This is a genomic window from Spirochaeta dissipatitropha (assembly GCF_054657935.1).
The window spans coordinates 83,613-100,627 of record NZ_BAAHXT010000011.1 but is presented as its reverse complement, the minus strand read 5'-3'; the positions used below and the strand labels follow the sequence as shown (position 1 = coordinate 100,627).

The following is a 17,015-nucleotide window of genomic DNA, read 5'->3' as shown; positions in this document are numbered from 1 at the left end:
ATGGTAAACGCATTGATACCCGGCTCATATGATCCACCGACATATGGCCATATAAACCTGATTGAACGTGCATCGCGAATTTTCGATTCTATTTCGGTGGTTGTAGCCATCAATCCATCCAAGCAGTACATGTTTTCCGCAGACGAACGCTGTGCAATGATGAATAATCTTGTTAGCCATCTTCCTAATATTACAGTGATTCCATGGGAAGGACTTATCGTGGAATGTGCACAGAAAATGAACGCCAGGGTTATGGTCCGCGGAGTTCGTGCGCTGGGTGATTTTAATTACGAGTTTGAACTATCTATACTGAACAGGGGACTGGACGAAGAAATTGAAACCATATTTATTCCAACTGATTCAAAGTACCTGGTTCTGCGCTCATCGTCCATAAAAGAGCTGGTACGCTTTGGGGGAGATATTTCCAAGATGGTTCCTGTTAGCGTTGCAGAAGCACTAAAAGAGAAAATACTAGGGAAATAGTTTGTCGGTCGCCGACCGACATGCTTGACATAAGTTCTTGTATGAGCTACATTCCTTTCTGTTATTCTTTTAGTTTTATAATCAAGGAAGGTTTTACCGATATGGCAGTACCAAAGAAAAAACATTCAAAGGCGCGTACACGTCGCCGCAAAGCAATCAATTCGAAGCTGGCCGTACCAACACTGATCACCAGTCCTGAGTCAGGTGAAAAAGTTCGCCGTCATCGTGTTGATCTGACCTCCGGTTTCTATCGGGGTAAACAGGTTATTGATCTCGATTAAAATCCGCGTGCGCGTGGAATGTGCCCAGGCACAGAAAAATGCATTAGGAATCAAGTAGGAGGCATACGATGGATGAAATATTTGAAAAGGTCAAAAAGCTGATCGCTGACAAGCTGGAAGTTGAGGAGTCAAAAATTACTCCCGAATCTTCTTTCCGACAGGATCTCGGCGCAGACAGCCTTGATACCTACGAGCTTGTATACGCTATCGAAGAAGAGCTTGGTATCACTATTCCCGATGAAAAAGCAAATGAGCTGGAAACAGTGAAAGACGCTTTGGATTTCATCAAGAGCCAGCAGTAACAGATATCCGTGCTGAATAAAAAGCACAATCTCGTACATGCAGCGATTTCTGCCGAACGGAAGAAGTCGCTGCTTGTCTTTCAGCGGAATGCTGGAATAAAGTTTAAAAAAATTGAACTCCTTCACCAGGCCTTTTCTCACAGGTCATACGCCAACGAAAATCCTTCGCTGGTTGAAAATAACGAAAAACTTGAATTTCTCGGTGACTCTGTACTTGGTCTCGTAATAGCTGAATACCTGTATCAGCTGCTTCCTGACAGCAATGAAGGTGACCTGGCACGTATCAAGTCATTCGTTGTAAGCGAAGAAAGTCTGGCTCAAATGGCCCTGCAGCTGAAGATCGATGAATATCTACTTATCGGCAAGGGTGAAGAGCAGACCGGCGGACGCAGAAAAAAAGCGATTCTTGCGGATACTATGGAAGCCGTAATCGGAGCCTATTATCTGGACAGTAATCTTCTGACAGTAAAAAAACTGATTCTCTCCAGCCTGTCTGTTGAAATAGAGAAAGTCATGCAGAACCGACACCGCAAGGATTTCAAGACCCTTCTGCAGGAACGCGTACAGAAGGAATACAAGACATATCCACGGTATTCCATAACCAAAAAAAGCGGACCTGATCATGATCGGACATTCTGGGTCGAAGTTAGTTTCCAGGATCATCGATTTGGCCCCTGCGAGGGAAAAAACAAGAAGGAAGCCGAACGGGCAGTTGCCAAAGAAGCCTACGAAAAAATCTTCGAAAATGCTTGATATGCCTGACGCTATACTATACAAATGTATAGTATATGCAGCTCAATAATGATTCATCTTACATAGCCATTGGACTGAGGTCCTCATTCTCTCTTTTACAGGGCGTTCACTCACCCGAAGAGCTGTGTTCCTATGCCCGTGACCAAGGAGCTTCTGCTCTTGGAATATGGGACAATAATAATATATACGGACTCATACGCTGTCTCCGAAGTGCCCGAGAGCTGAATATGCCGGTGCTGATTGGCGCCCGGATTCTGCATCCGGAGGGAAGTCCTGCTATTCAACTGGTATGTCGCACCCGTATCGGATATGCACGAATGTGTTCAATTCTGACCCGGATATCAGCTGCATCACACCCGCAGCTGCATGGAGCTGATGGTCTCAGATTACCGGAAATCCTGCAGCCCTTGGCAGGTTACTCAGCTTCAAAGGATCTGCTGGAAAACGGATGGGATGGTCTCAGCCTGATTATTTCCGATGAAAATCTTGTCCGTAAATTTGCAGAGAAACACAATACCCGCGGCAATAACAGCCTTGACCTCTTTGTAGCGCTGCCGTGGGGACAACCGCAATATCAGCAGCGCATGCTGGCTGCAGAACTTGATCTGCCACTGATCGCCTGTTTTGATGGTAATTTCTGGATAAATCCCGGTGATGAGGATGCAGCAAAGCTGCTTTACTGCATTGCCAAGCGACAAATACTGCCGAAGGATTGGAGCACTGTCCCGCCAGGAGAGGATCAGAGAATTCCTGCTGCCACGGAATTTCTTTCATTCTACAAGGCATCACCCGAAGCGCTGGAGAACTCACGGCTGCTTGTCGAAGCCTGTGATGACATTCAGATCCTGCATCCCCCGACAATCTTCCCTGATTTCATGGGCATGAGTGCTTCCGAAGAACAGCAGCGCCTGGCAGAACTGTGCGCAGAAGGAGCACTGAGGCGTTATGGCTGTAGAATAAGTCCTGCAGATTTCACCACCAGTGAGAGCACATCCACCGGGAGCTCTCTACGGGATCAGATCCTGATGCGGCTGAGAAAAGAACTGGGAATTATTTACTGTAAAGGATTTTCCTCGTACTTTCTTGTCGTCCACGATATCTGCAGCCAGTTTCCCCGCACCTGTGGAAGGGGCAGCGCAGCTGCGAGCATTGTGTCATATCTACTGGGGATTACACATGTTGATCCGCTGAAATTCAATCTTTTTTTTGAACGTTTCCTGAATGAAGGGCGTGAAGATCCTCCGGATATAGATATAGACTTCCCCTGGGATGAGCGTCACAAAACCCTGAGCTACATATTCAACAGTTATTACGGCCGCGCCGCCATGGTTGCTGATCATGTTACCTTTGCATCCAGATCTGCTTTCAGAGAAACAGCAATGGCCCTCGGATTTCAGGCTGGTCAGATAAAAAAGTGGCAGCAACAGATAGAGCGGGGTGACAGCAGTGAAATTCCAGCAATACTTCTGCGTCTCAGCAGAAGAATACGGGGACTTCCACGTTACATCGGAACCCATCCCGGGGGCGTTGTAATATGCCCTGATCACATTACATGCTTCAGCAGCATTCAAATGACCGCAACCGGATTCCCGGTCATTGCATGGGAAAAAGATGCGGCGGAAGATGCCGGGCTGGTAAAAATTGACATACTCGGAAACCGTTCCCTGGCTGTTCTACGGGATGTATTATCCCGGCTGCAGTCAACGGGACAGGAACAATTAACCTGGGAGAATTTCGACCCGGTGGGCAATACGCAGGTACAGCGATTCATCGAAAGCGGGGACACACTTGGTATATTCTACATTGAATCACCAGCAACCCGCCTGCTCCTGAAAAAAATGAAGCAGGGCGATTTCGATCATGTAGTCGTAGCCAGCTCAATTATCAGACCGGCCGCTAATGTATGGATCAATGAGTATCTTGATCGGCTCAACGGGAAACCCTGGCATATTTGTGCGCTCGCGAATGATGTGCTCAGGGAAACACACGGAATTATGGTATATCAGGAAGACGTTTCCAGAATTGCTATAGGAGTTGCTGGCTTCTCTGCCCGTGAGGCAGATACGCTCAGAAAAGTATTAAGCAGAAAAGACAACAAAAACAAGATAAGCACGTATCAACAGCGTTTTTTTGAGGGTTGCCGATTGCAGAATGTTCCGGTATCGGCAGCAGAAGAATTATGGAAAATGATACTATCATTTGAAGGATATTCATTCTGCAAGGCACATAGTGCTTCCTATGCCCTGGTCAGCTATCGCCTTGCATATCTGAAAATGCATTATCCACTGGAATTTTTCTGTGCAGTCATCAATAACGGCGGTGGCTTCTATGCTTCTCAGACATACCTGCATGCAGTGAAACGCGAAGGGTTCTCACTGCTGCCGCCCGATGTGAATCACAGTCATGAACTCTGCTGCATTGAAAACGGATCCCTCAGAACAGGATTATCCTTTGTACAGCTGCTCTCAAAACCAGGAATTGCACGTATAGTACACGAACGCTGCAGCAGGGGCCGTTTTCACGATTTCCATGATTTTCTCTGTCGCATCGAATTGACAGCTATTGAAGCACGCCAGCTTGTGCGTAGTGGATCCTGTGATTCAATAGCAGGTAATTTTACCCGCCCACAGCTCATGTGGCTGTATGCTTACAGCAAGCACACCCGGAAACAGCAGGAGTTGCTGCCCTCGCTGATATCTCCGCCCGGAGGTATCAGCGACTATCCACCAGAGCAGAAAATCAGAGATGAAGCATCAATTCTTGGATTTTTTCTCAGCAGGCATCCTGTAATTCCTCTGCGTTCGCGTATTACGGAGTGGCTGAAACAATCTGTCGGAAAAAGATTACACAGAGAAAATGTATTACATGATTCCTGTACTCCGGTTGTTTCATCGAAAGAGCTAATTCACTATTCAGGGCGGACTGTTGCACTGGCCGGCATTCTGATAACTGCCAAAGAGGTGCTGACACGTCACAAGAAGGCTATGGAATTTATCAGCCTTGAAGATGAATACGGAATTACTGAAGCGGTACTGTTTCCGGACGTCTATGCAATGTATTTCCCTATCATGCACTGGGGTGCAATATATGCCGCCACAGGAAATGTGAATGTTGACCGCTCGACTGCTGTTCTCGAAGTCAGAACTCTACATCTGATTTCTGAATTATAAATAATGATGTAAGGAAAAGCGGCAAATGTCCGATATCTTTTAATACAGATGAAAGTTGGAATTATTTATTCGGATGCACCTAAAGAGAGTATTACGTCAATTGTTGAGCTGATCTCCAGCAAAAACATTCCCTGTGCGGCATATCATATTACCCGTAACTGGGAAGATATCAACGGTGAAGAGTTTGCCTTTCATCTGCGAAGTCTGACCCATTTCCTGCTTGTCCTGCGGAAGAACAGTATTCCATCCCGATGGTTCTCATATATGCAGGGATACACATCGGGAAGGGAAGTGCCGGTTTATTACTTTCCCGATGGTATTACTGCAGAGCAATTGCTTCAGTATCTGCCGGTTTTCGCAGCTCATAATCCGATACTTGAATCTGAACAGGCCATAATCTCCGAATTTCTGGCTGAACAGGAAATTGATTTTGCTGTTCAGAAAATAGAGCGGGCAAAAAATGAACTCACAGCTATGGGATATCCGCTGACTGAGGAAGCCTTGGTGTCAGCGAGTACTGAAGGCCTGTCTGCCGCTGTGAAATGGTTTATACAGATTGGTTTCAGTCCGGACACCTGCAATAAAGCAGGAGTTCCAGTATTGAATCTTGCTGCCAGAAATCAGCATACTTCTGTTATGCGTGTCTTGCTGGAATCCGGTGCTGATATAAACCTCACAGGAAAAGACAGGCAGACCACAGCGCTTATGGAATCGGCCGCCCTGGGTGATAAAGATGCTGCAGCCCTGCTTCTTGAGTACAAACCAGATCCAGACATAGCCAGCGCAAGCGGGCAAACAGCATTGATGATGGCTGTCGGTGAAGGAAAAATTGATCTGGCAAATCTCTTGCTTGATTATGGAGCAGATCCAGGAATAACTGATGCGCTCGGTATGACGGCCGGGAAATATGCCAAGCTGTTTCGCCACGAAGAGCTTTCCACTCGCATAGACAGCATCCTGTCATCCAGAACAGGATAGCTGCCTCGCTTGACGACACAGTCCCAGGTCAGTAGACTAGATCCAATGAGCAGAAAAAAAACGGTGAATATCTACCACGTTCACAGAAGCAATGGCAAGAGCATCTTTCTTGATCCCTTCCACGACCCCGATGCACTCATCGAGCACCTCAGCAACTCCGAAATTGAAGGATATTACGGAAAAGAGCCTTCAGTCGATGATGTGCTACAATACCGTGAATTTCTGTATCGACGACTGGACGCAGCGGTAAAGCGCCACGTTCGCGAACGGATGTTCATTCCGAAATTTCTCGCTGCTTCTTTTGTTTTTATGCTGATTTTTTTCTTTACCTCTCTTATTATTCTGACTCCCGTCCCTCTGCTGGATGAGATTATAATCAGCACTGCCGCGGCGGTATTCACATTCATTGCCCTGGGCAGAGCCCAAAACACAAGCGAAAAGGTCCATCGAAAACGCCTGGAATTACGACAGAATGCAGATAAAATCAGGTTTTCAGAACTGCCCGGACTTGTTGTAATAGAAGACATGATTGCAAACCTTGAAGACAGCAGTCCTGAACAGCAGCTGCAGCAGTGGCAGCAGCTGAGAGAGCACTATGACATCCCTCTGGAGAATGCTGATATATACAGGGATATTGCCGCACAGATGATAAAACAAACGACAAAGGGAAAACAACTGGACCGCCTTCTGAGCGATATGCAGGAAAGCAGCCCCGGTGCATTGGAGCTGATACTGGACCGGGCAAGAAACATGAAGAATGATGTTCCGCTTCTCATCGTATCAGATATTCTGAAAAAGAAATCAGCTATCCCCGAGCGTTTCTAAACTTTCCATTTCACGCTGCAGCTGCAGTGATTCATCTGCAAGCTGCAGTAATTCTCTGGCAGGATCAAAACGTGGATTAAGCGCCAGGGCCTGAGATGTCAAGGCCATTGTTAGCTCGAGCTCTCCTTCTGAAAATGCGATGAGTCCCTGAAGATACAGACTTTCCGTCTGGCGTTGTACGGCACCTCTGCCTTGATCTCCCAGATTAAGACTGGCTGTTACACTGAAGTTATTGGGATGGGTAAACTGTGTGGTATAGTCCAGGGTATAGCTTGCTGCAATACGGACGTCCCCCATATCGATCTGATTTCCGATTACGAGACGTGGTGCCCCTCCCTGCAGACTGAATCCCCCGTTCATACGCAGAAAAGGTGTAATATTTGCACGAAGACCTATTGCAAACCCCGGTCTTTCCGCTGGAGTATCAGAGAAAAGCTGAATCGGGTGAATGTAGTCGGCCGCAATTGTAAGCGGTCTGATCGGTGCATATGCTATCCCTCCCTGAATCAGGCTGGGCAAAGGTTCTGCCTTTGCATCCGGGCCGATATTTTTAATAACTATGCCGAGGGAAAGATTACGCTCTCTGGCAGAGAAAAATTTCAGAAAGTTAAACCGTGTCAACATACCGACATCAAGCAGGGCAGTTGCTGCTGACTGTCCCGGAGCAATGATTTCAGGGACGACTCTCAAGGCATACTTGATATTTGCACCAATAGAAATACCATGAAAGTAGAAACCGGAAAAAGCATTATAGGCAATATTTACTCCGCCTACAGATTCAATATACCTGCCTCCTCCAGTCTCGCGTCCGCTCGCATCTATACCTTCAAAAGGAACATGTATAATTTTTGCTCCTGCTCCCATACCCAGGTTGTTCCATCTGCGTGTATACATAACACCATCGAGAGAAGCAGTATCTATAAGGTCGCGATGAAATACTCCAAGTTCTGTTTCCTTAAGGCTGGCACTACCGGCAGGATTGGATTCCATAAATGAAATATCCTGTGCCAGAGCGGTATTGGCCGTCGCCATTGCAGCATATTCACCACCGATCGGGATCTTGAGACTTGCCATTGTTGTCAAGCCTGTGTTCTCGTCCTGATATGGTTCAAATATCCCGACAAGAAGATCATAAAACGATGCAAAATCCTGTGCATATATATGCTGCAGTGATATATTGAATGTGAGAAGGTAAAATAACACGGCGGCGACAAGGCATCTCATTTCCTTATAATATATACACAAAACACAAAGTGTTTCTATGTGTGCACATCGTTGTTTTACTTTATACAAAGTATTCCGATACATAATGCAGGAGGTGCATTGCTTCATCTGAAACTGCACACAGTTTTTTTTCTCATTTTACTGGTTTTTACATCTGCGGGAGAGGTGTATGCATCCGGTGTCAGAGAGGACCCCATACGCCAGGCACGTCAACTGACCGAGGAACAGCGCTATAACGAAGCACTGGAGCTGGTAGCACAAGCAGTACAGGATGACCCGGAACGGATTTGGGAAGCAGTCAGAATTATTCAGCAGATATCTGCAGTCCGGGGTGAATACAATCAGGAAATGAAAAACCTTATTCAGTCTCTCGATGAGGAGCCCGACAATTCGGCACGGGCACTTGAAATAATCGAACGAATGGAAACTATTGACCGTTTTCCGAATCCCCGCACATCCCAACAGGTACGCGATGCCCGTAGAACTGTCCGCTTCCGCTTCAACCAGACAGAATTTATCGAGATAATGGAAGAGTCCGCAGCGTTCCTTGCACAGAGTGAATACAACAATGCAGTTCAGCGCTACCTATCGGGTTTTGATCTGTTCCAGGAAGAGTTCCTTGAAGAAGGATACGGCAATATTTTCGAGAACAGGGTACTCGCTCTCGCGAGTGAACTCGCGTCCGTCTCGGAAGAACTTCTTGCTGCCAGCAGTCTATTCCTTGAAAACTTTCCTTCGCTGTTAAACCAGGTTGAAACCGAAAACAATATTCAGCAGATAATCCAGGAGAGCGACCCCCTCCTTGAACGACTCATTTCTGCACGGGTGCAGATCGTTGAGCTTGCTGATCTACTCGATGAAGAAAATCAGATAGTACCTCTTTTGAACGAGGAACTCGAGCAGGATTGGTATCTGGTGTTTCTTAACCGTTTCGCGCTCGGCAGGCGGGATGCCCAGACACCTGAAGGAATTGCCGGGGCTGCAGTTCTTGCGATGCAGGAACAGCTGGATGTTCTCATAAGCCAGGCTATCGAGAGAACCGTGAATTTCAGAAATCAAGCCCTGACCGCATTTGATCAGCAGGACTGGGATTTATCAATAAATAGATGGGCAGCTCTTGAGAACTATGCCGCGGGAATAGAAGAACTCGAACAGTATCTCATCAGAATACACGAGGAAAGCGGATCTCTCCAAGACACTGCAAGAATAGTTGCCGGAAGAGAAAGCCGGCTCTACGATAGTATTGCGCTGCAGGAATTCTCGGCAGGGTTCCTCGTCATGAGTGAGAACCTTGTCAACTTTTCAGATCTGGCAGTTCAGATCGACAAAGATCATATCCAGCTTGCTGATGATGCCTTATCCTTGCAGGAAGCAAAGGAAATTTCCCGTACACTGCAGGCTGAATGGCAGCCGGAAATCGAGACAGAAAGCACAGCACAATTTACCAGTGAATATCTGCAGCGTCTCGTGCAATGGGAAAACGAAATTCTCGATTCGCAGATTTCCTTGTTTGCTGCCTCAGCAGAACTGCGGAACGACCCGCTGCTGACGGCCTTCAACACTTTCGAGGATATAATCATTCAGTCCAGGGATGAAATACGAGGTGTTTCCGAGGAAGTCGATCAGGATGGAGATATTATCAATGTAGTCCGCAGATATCCCCAGACTGCTGTTATCCGCCTGAATGAGCTTGAAAGCCAGTTCCAGGAATATGCTGGCCTGCTTGAAGATTTTATTGCTTATCTCGAACTTATTCCGGACGATGCTGCTGAATCGACAGTTCTGATCGAGCAGCAGGAAATCGCTACGGATCTTTCCTCGCGCTGGTCACAGATCCTGTCACAGACCGCATCCTTACAGGAAGAAGCTCTTGAAACAATCAGACTTGCTGACGAAGCAGATGCTGAAGGCCGGAACCTCCTGAATCAATCCAGGGCAGCGCTCGCACAGCGCAATGTTGATACCGCAAGAAACCTGCTGAACCGGGCAGATGATATCTTTTTTGATGCACTGGACTATCGCTATGACACAAATGTCCGCCTTGAATATGAGGCATTAATCACCTCTCTTGGTGAGGAAATTCTTGAAACACAAACAATCCTGGTAGTTGAACAGGTGCGTGAGCGCATAAACAGTGCGAGGGCATTGTTTCAACAGGATGAGTTTTTCTCTGCAGAGCAACAGTTGATGGATGCCCAGGAACTCTGGGAGTCTGTCAATCCAGGAGATGAAAACCCGGAAATACGGACCTGGACTGGTCTTGTCAGAGCCGCGCTCAATCTACAGACCAATCGTGAAATTACAGAAGACAGCCCACTGTATTTTTCACTGGTTCCGTATCTGAGCCGCGCAAATGAACTCTTTACAGAAGGAGTCAATCTGATTGGACAGGGACGGCAGTTGCAGGCTGAAGAGGTTTTTCTCAGGGCAGAGAACAATCTGAATGCAGTAATATCTGCCCAGCCCTTCAATCAGCAGGCGAGGGTACTCCAGCTCCGCATCCAGCAGCAGATCGATCCCGACATCTTTCAGCAGACCTTTGAAACGCGTTTTGCCGACGCCATGGCACGGAGATCATCCGATCCCCAGGCCGCCTTGGTCGATCTTCAGGACCTTGCCGCCATTCAGCCGGATTACCCCGGGATCAACACTGCTATTTTTCAGCTTGAAATAACTCTGGGTATCCGCCAGGCTCCTATTGATAGGACCGCTGAAATTCAGAGCAACAATCTACTGCAGCGTGCCCGTCAGATTGGAACAGGAGGCAGCAGAGAACAGCTTCAGGCTGCCGTCGGGCTGCTGGAAGAGGCTATACAGGTAAATCCCAATAATCAGGATGCGATAATACTTCTTGACCAATACCGTATTGCAATCGGTGGTCAGGTCAGTGCTACAATAGGCTTTGAGGCTCAACAGCGTTTTCGGGAAGCAGAAGAGCTTTTCGTACAAGGAGATATAGCTACCGCCTATGCAATTGTTCAACAGCTTTTGCAATCAAGCCAGAATCAGCGTTATACTCCTCTTATCAACCTGCAGCGGAGAATAGAGACCAGACTTGGAATATAAATGGTAAGAACAGCACAGAGATCTTTCAGCATTCTATTATTCCTCATTCTGCTGACCGTGTCGGCACAGTCCGGGCAAGCGCTTGAATTCTTTGATATCCCGCGTGAATTTCCTGAAACCAATGTGCGTTTTCCGTCAGCAGGATCCCTGAATGATGATCTTGTGCTGCTGTATCAGGAAGTAGTACCGAATCAAAATGGTGGAGGTAGAATCTATCTACGTCTTCAAACTGCAGTAGATGGCCGTGATTGGGCTGATTCAAAGCGTATCAGCTCTGCAATTTCATACAGCAGTGATAGTCCACCGGCAGTCTTCAGCGCAGTTTTCTCCGGGGATCGCATTACTATTGCTCTGGCAGAAGAATCAGACAGCTTCTCCATCTATCAGATTACCTCGATTGATTCTGAAGTAGAACTACTGCAGCGGATCAGAACCGATGGATCCTTTGTTGCGCCCCGGCTCTTTGATTCAAGTGACGGATTTCTTCTGTTTACCAACAGACACCAGGATTTCCGGATCAATATCCACCTTGCCGTCAGTTCTGACGGTATTACCTGGAGTGACTTTGAACGTTTTTCAATTGCAGATAATACCAGTCTCAACTTTAATCCTGACTATGCAGAACTGAATGGAAAAGAAGCGGTTATTTATCAGGCTCTGGACCCTACCGTAGCTGGAGCGTATCAGCTGTATATCCGTCATCGGGTAACTGGTGGGCAATGGTCGAGTCCGATTCGCGTCACAACCTTTGCCGGGAGTGGCACAGAAGCAGATAACTATGATAATCAGAGACCTGATATTACCGTCCATAACAATCAGTTTTACCTGACTTGGGAACGCCGATTTGCCAACCAGACCCGCCATGTATTCACTGGACGGCTCAACGATGCCTTTTTGCTGGACAGTAACCCCGAGCAGGTTTCCACAGGCTTTAACAACGCCAATGCTCCTGCTTTTTTCACACCTCCGGATTCAGACTCAGAACCAATGATTCTATGGACGCAGAGCCGGCCCGATGGAGACAGACTGATTCTAGCCAGACGGGAAGGATTTGCCTGGACTTCCGAAATCATGAATGATGGTGTTACCGGCTCTGCTTCATTTCCGAATTTTGTTAGTAATCGTGATCGTCTGCATATTTTCTGGCAAAACCGGCAAGCAAATCTGACTCGTATTGCATATATCCCACCGGATCAGCATGTAGATCCTCCGTTGATCAGGCCATTAAACATACAAGCCGGAGGAAGATCGCGCAGCTCCTTCGCTGAGTTCACTATTGAAGCACCGTCGGATCCATCCGGAGTTGTCGGCTACAGCTATGTCTGGACCGGAAACCCAATCCCTCTGGTACCTAGAATTGAAAATCCTTCGCTTATAAATGATCTGAGGCTCAGTGCAAACATAGATGGACGCTGGTATCTGCACATACGTGCCAAAGATGCTGCAGGCAACTGGTCTGAACCGGCAAGCATGTTTTTTACACGTGATACAACACCGCCTCCAAAGGTTGTGTTCAATGATATGGAAAAAACTGACAGTGGAATGCTGGTATCCAATACCTTCACCGCAAGTTGGGAACCTTCACGAGATCCAAATGTTATTGGCTACAGCCTGCGTTATCAGCGGGTCGGAGCGGCACGCACGGATTTTCCTGATCCAGAAAGTATTAATCTTTTACCTCCGCCTGCTGCGATTACTACCAGGGGGACAGAATTCAGAAGAGTCAATGAAGACAATGGTCTGTGGGTTCTGACTGTATCAGCCGTTGACGATGTCGGAAACCGCAGTGAACCAGCATATCTGTTTCTACCACTGAACAACTATGTGCCGATAACCATCGTACGTCTGCTTGAAGTAGACTCGGATGCACTTGGCCAGATGCGCATATCGATCAGCGGTCGCGGATTCTCAGCTGACGGACTGATTTCCAGCATCAGACTGCAGAACACAGAAACTGGTCAGGATGTATACACTTTCAGCTATGAAAATAATGACTATGATATTCCGAGTGACACCCTTATCAGAAACATCCGTATTCCCCGGCCACTGGCGGGAACCTACAGAATTATTCTCGAACATAGCACACGGGGCAGATATCAGGCGCCAAGAACACTCGAAATCGATGCATCCGGTACGGTGAAATACGGCGACTTTACGATTCAGTATCAGCCATCCTGGGCACTGGCACTGTCCCGAAGTACTATTATCTTCTCATTCAGCAGTATATGGTTCTGGCTGATTCTGTTATTCCTGCTGCTGATTGCTGTTGTATCCGCATTCCAGATCCTGCAGATCAGGCATGAAGCCCACAGGATTCGTCAGGAAACGCAAGCTCTTATCAAGGGAGAACTTATGAAACTTTCAGGTCCCAAACAGGCTGCCTCGGACCGTAAATCAAAGCGGGGAGCAGGACTCAGAATCAAGTTCACTGTATTTGCGGCACTGCTTGTCACCTCCGTGGTACTGATGGTTGCAATAACCCTTGGCTCGTTTGTGCTGGAAACCCAGTCGAGAACACTCAGCCAGGGGCTTCAGGACCGTGTTGAGGTTCTTATTGATTCAATGGTATCAGCTGCCGCAGGCTTTCTACCTGCTCCTGAAGGTAATGTACCTGAGCTCAATATTCTGGCAAATCAGATAAGCGTCATGCCGGAAGCAATGTATGCCACAATTACCGGAAGGGGTCGCGAGGACGCATCAGAATTCAATTATATCTGGGCCAGTAACGATCCCGTACATACTGAAGGATTGATCCGGGGAGAAACAATTCTGGAGGATGCTCTCAGCGATGAAATCGCAGCCCTGGAAGAATACATCAATGAGGAAGCCCGCGCGGCATTGAGTGATATTGCCCGTCAGATTGACAATTTCACCGCAGATATAATCCGGCTGGCACTGGATCCGAGTCCCGAAGCAGAGCTGGAGCGCCGTGAAATCGATATGGTGCGTTCAGAGCTCGAAACCCAGCTTTCCAACCGGCTCAACGAAATCGGAGGCCGGGCTCGCAGCATACCGGAGTTCGATCCAGAGGCACTGTCCGCAGATCAAACCGAGTATATTTTTTATCAACCTGTACTGTACCGCAACCCGAATGAAGATGTGTATTTCCGCGGAGCAGTGCGACTGGGTGTCAGTACAGAACTGATTCTCGAAGAAATAGCAGCAAGTCAATCTACTCTTATCTGGACCACGGGAATTATTGCCTTGATCGCTGTGACTATCGGTGTCTTCGGCGCCTTGCTGCTGGCCACCATTATTATTATCCCGATTAACAGGCTTGTGAAAGGGGTAGAGGTAATCCGGACTACCGTCGACAAACGTCAGCTCAGGGATCACCTCATTCAGGTCAAAACCAGGGATGAGCTGCATGTGCTAGCTGAATCTGTCAACTTGATGACTCAGGGCCTGGTCAAGGCAGCTGAAGCCAGCGAAGAGCTTACAATTGGTAAAGAAGTTCAGAAAATGTTCATTCCGCTCACCCAGAAAGACGGAAAAACTAAACTGTCCACCGGGAGAGAAGACACCGACAGCTATGAATTCTTCGGCTACTATGAAGGAGCAAAAACTGTCTCCGGAGATTATTTCAGCTATTCACAACTTGATCCACAGACATATGCCCTTATTAAGTGCGACGTAGCTGGTAAAGGGGTGTCGGCAGCACTCATCATGGTCGAGGTTGCCACTCTTTTTCTCGACCACTTCAGGGGCTGGAACGATCCAAAACTCAGCGGCAAGCTGTTACTTCAGCACCGTGAACAACTAAAGAACATGGACATGCTGCTGTTTGGTATAAATGACCTGCTTGAGTCCACCGCACTGGCAGGCCGCTTTGCGGCACTTACAACCGGCATTCTCGACATTCAGAAAAACCGGCTGACTCTTGCCAATGCAGGAGACAATCAGGTACACATGTATCGATTTTTAGAAAAGAAAACCAGGCAATATGAGATGCCCGATGCCCCGGCTGCCGGTGTATTCTCCAGCGATTTCATTCCGAACGGATACAGACCGGCAGTTTTCGAGCTTGAAATCGGTGATATAGTTCTCTTTTTCACAGACGGACTTGAAGAAGCGAAACGCATTTTGCGTGACCAGAATTTCCAGCAGATGCAGAATGCAGATGGAGTAGGTGATGAAGAGTTTTCTATTGAGCGCATTCACAGAATAACTGAAGCCGTTCAATCAAGGGGGGTCTATTATCTCGAGCGTCAGAACAATCCGATTCCGGACGAAGTACTGCGCTTTGATTACTCCGATGTTGAACCTACAGCAGAGAATACGGTACTGGCACTTATAGCCGCAGAACAGATTATGCGTATGTACCTTGATCCGCAGGCTGGAGAAGATGACAAAGCTACCGTAGACCGGGTCGTAGATAACTTTCTGCAGAAAACCTTCTCTTTATATGACACCTATTTTGCACACCCCGTTGAAAGCAAGGATAAAGACCAGGAATACCGCCAATTCAAATATGTGAAGGAAGACGATCAATACGACGACCTTACACTGCTGGCTATTCGAAGGAAAAAATAATGCAGGAATGGAAGAAAAAAATCTCTCCAGCCTTTTTTTGTGAAAACTGCAGGAATAAGGTTTCTGCAGGAAGCATTATCTGCCCTCATTGCGGGAAAATGTTTTCTTCCGTCCGATGTCCGGAATGTGGTCATACCGGAAAAGAACACGACTTCATCTCGGGTTGTCCGAAATGCGGACACCTCCGGCAGCCTATACCGCAACAAAGTCGGAAGCGCCCCCCTGCAGCTGCCAAAACCACTGTATCATTTCCTGGTTTTATTGTGGTTCTGATAACATTAGTCATTGCATTTGCAGGGCTTGTGTTAATTTACCTGAACATATAGGTGACAAGGCACAAAGCACTGTATACCAAAGGCCACACTGCCGATAACTTTATATGTATATGATTGGAAATAAAAAAAACGGCCGTAACCCGGCAGCAGTCATTATTATATTAATCCTCTCAGCGTTCCCTGGAATCGCACAGGAACAGATAGAAGGATTTGCCGGAATCCGTATAGGCATGATCTACGAAGACGTAGATGCTCAGCTTCAACGCGCAGGAGTATTTAATTATAGAGGACAAGCAGATGTAAGTTTCTCACCTGGTCGTGACCGCATTATTCTTGAAGCGGCAGGCATTGACTATCTGCAGCGAGGTATTTTTCAGTTCCAGGACTCCGTGCTCTTCTCAATTACATTATTTGTCAATCCTTCAAAAATGGATCATTTCACCCTGCTCAGCAGATTCACCGAGCTCTACGGTGAACCTGCCAGTTTCTCTCCTCAAAGAATCCGGTGGCAATCAAATAATGTCCGACTAAGCCTTGAGCGTCCGTTAACCGTGCAGTATCTGGATATGCAGGTTTTTGAAGCGCTGCAGGAAGCCGGCAAAGCCGAAGAGTCCCGTGCCCAGCTCTCACGTGATCTTTTTCTGGATTTATTCTGATGATTTATCTTAAGCACAGATTTATATCTGTATTTATACTGTTTTTACTTATTACAGCATGCAGCACTGAGAGTTCAGAGCTCTACTCATTGTATATAGGTGATCTTGAACTCATGGTAGAAACAGCAATCAGTGAGGAACAAAGGCAGCAGGGTTTGATGTACCGCCAGGACTTACCTGCAGATCAAGGCATGCTGTTTGTCTTTGACAGGGATGATTACTACGGATTCTGGATGAAAAACACCTATATTCCTCTCAGTATCGCATTTATTGACAGTAACAGAAGAATCCGTTCCCTGCACAATATGCAGCCTCAGTCGGAGAGAATTATCCGCTCGCTATATCCCGTGCGTTATGCACTTGAAGTAAATCAGGGCATATTTGAGGACAATAACATCAGCGTCGGAATGGTACTTGAGTGGGGACCTGAACTGGCCGAACTGATTGGTAAGTAATCCCGCTTGCTCCG

Annotated in this window: 13 protein-coding genes; 12 read left to right on the top strand and 1 reads right to left on the bottom strand. The window is 47.2% G+C overall.

The features are described 5' to 3' along the window. From coaD to ACYQ2L_RS13240, 7 genes are all read left to right on the top strand, one after another. Window positions 1-483, top strand: a complete 483-nt coding sequence (gene coaD / locus ACYQ2L_RS13270) for a pantetheine-phosphate adenylyltransferase (RefSeq protein WP_460056577.1) — start codon at window positions 1-3, stop codon at window positions 481-483. A gap of 101 nt (window positions 484-584) precedes the next feature. Beyond that, window positions 585-764, top strand: a complete 180-nt coding sequence (rpmF, locus tag ACYQ2L_RS13265; protein ID WP_460056575.1) for a 50S ribosomal protein L32 — start codon at window positions 585-587, stop codon at window positions 762-764. A gap of 68 nt (window positions 765-832) precedes the next feature. After that, window positions 833-1,066: an acyl carrier protein gene (acpP, locus tag ACYQ2L_RS13260; protein ID WP_460056573.1), complete on the top strand. Its 234-nt coding sequence runs from the start codon at window positions 833-835 to the stop codon at window positions 1,064-1,066. A 9-nt stretch (window positions 1,067-1,075) separates the two neighbouring features. Beyond that, on the top strand, window positions 1,076-1,819 hold the full coding sequence (gene rnc, locus ACYQ2L_RS13255) for a ribonuclease III (RefSeq protein WP_460056570.1): 744 nt from the start codon (window positions 1,076-1,078) through the stop codon (window positions 1,817-1,819). A gap of 35 nt (window positions 1,820-1,854) precedes the next feature. Continuing rightward, entirely contained in the window at window positions 1,855-4,989 is a 3,135-nt protein-coding gene (locus ACYQ2L_RS13250) for a helix-hairpin-helix domain-containing protein (protein ID WP_460056567.1), read from the top strand. 48 nt (window positions 4,990-5,037) lie between these two features. After that, window positions 5,038-5,967 carry an ankyrin repeat domain-containing protein gene (locus ACYQ2L_RS13245; RefSeq protein ID WP_460056565.1) on the top strand — a complete coding sequence of 310 codons (930 nt, stop codon included), beginning with the start codon at window positions 5,038-5,040 and terminating at the stop codon, window positions 5,965-5,967. Between the two features lie 45 nt (window positions 5,968-6,012). Next, the gene (locus ACYQ2L_RS13240) at window positions 6,013-6,792 is read left to right on the top strand and encodes a hypothetical protein (RefSeq protein ID WP_460056563.1); all 780 of its coding nucleotides are present in this window, start codon (window positions 6,013-6,015) and stop codon (window positions 6,790-6,792) included. Here ACYQ2L_RS13240 and ACYQ2L_RS13235 read toward each other — a convergent pair. Further along, on the bottom strand, window positions 6,769-8,016 hold the full coding sequence (locus tag ACYQ2L_RS13235; protein ID WP_460056560.1) for a UPF0164 family protein: 1,248 nt from the start codon (window positions 8,014-8,016) through the stop codon (window positions 6,769-6,771). The genes ACYQ2L_RS13240 and ACYQ2L_RS13235 overlap by 24 nt on opposite strands. 99 nt (window positions 8,017-8,115) lie before the next feature. On the opposite strand from ACYQ2L_RS13235, the gene ACYQ2L_RS13230 reads away from it, so the two are divergent. From ACYQ2L_RS13230 to ACYQ2L_RS13210, 5 genes are read left to right on the top strand one after another with little or no spacing between them, the layout of a single operon-like run. Further along, window positions 8,116-11,082, top strand: a complete 2,967-nt coding sequence (locus ACYQ2L_RS13230; protein ID WP_460056557.1) for a hypothetical protein — start codon at window positions 8,116-8,118, stop codon at window positions 11,080-11,082. Further along, the gene (locus ACYQ2L_RS13225) at window positions 11,083-15,615 is read left to right on the top strand and encodes a PP2C family protein-serine/threonine phosphatase (protein ID WP_460056555.1); all 4,533 of its coding nucleotides are present in this window, start codon (window positions 11,083-11,085) and stop codon (window positions 15,613-15,615) included. Further along, a complete protein-coding gene (locus ACYQ2L_RS13220; protein ID WP_460056551.1) occupies window positions 15,615-15,941 on the top strand; it encodes a double zinc ribbon domain-containing protein in 327 nt (108 codons plus the stop codon). The genes ACYQ2L_RS13225 and ACYQ2L_RS13220 overlap by 1 nt, the downstream gene beginning before the upstream one ends. Before the next feature lie 59 nt (window positions 15,942-16,000). After that, window positions 16,001-16,546 carry a hypothetical protein gene (locus ACYQ2L_RS13215; protein ID WP_460056549.1) on the top strand — a complete coding sequence of 182 codons (546 nt, stop codon included), beginning with the start codon at window positions 16,001-16,003 and terminating at the stop codon, window positions 16,544-16,546. After that, complete coding sequence (locus ACYQ2L_RS13210; protein ID WP_460056547.1) at window positions 16,546-17,001, top strand: DUF192 domain-containing protein; 456 nt, start codon at window positions 16,546-16,548, stop codon at window positions 16,999-17,001. The genes ACYQ2L_RS13215 and ACYQ2L_RS13210 overlap by 1 nt, the downstream gene beginning before the upstream one ends. Window positions 17,002-17,015: the final 14 nt, after the last annotated feature.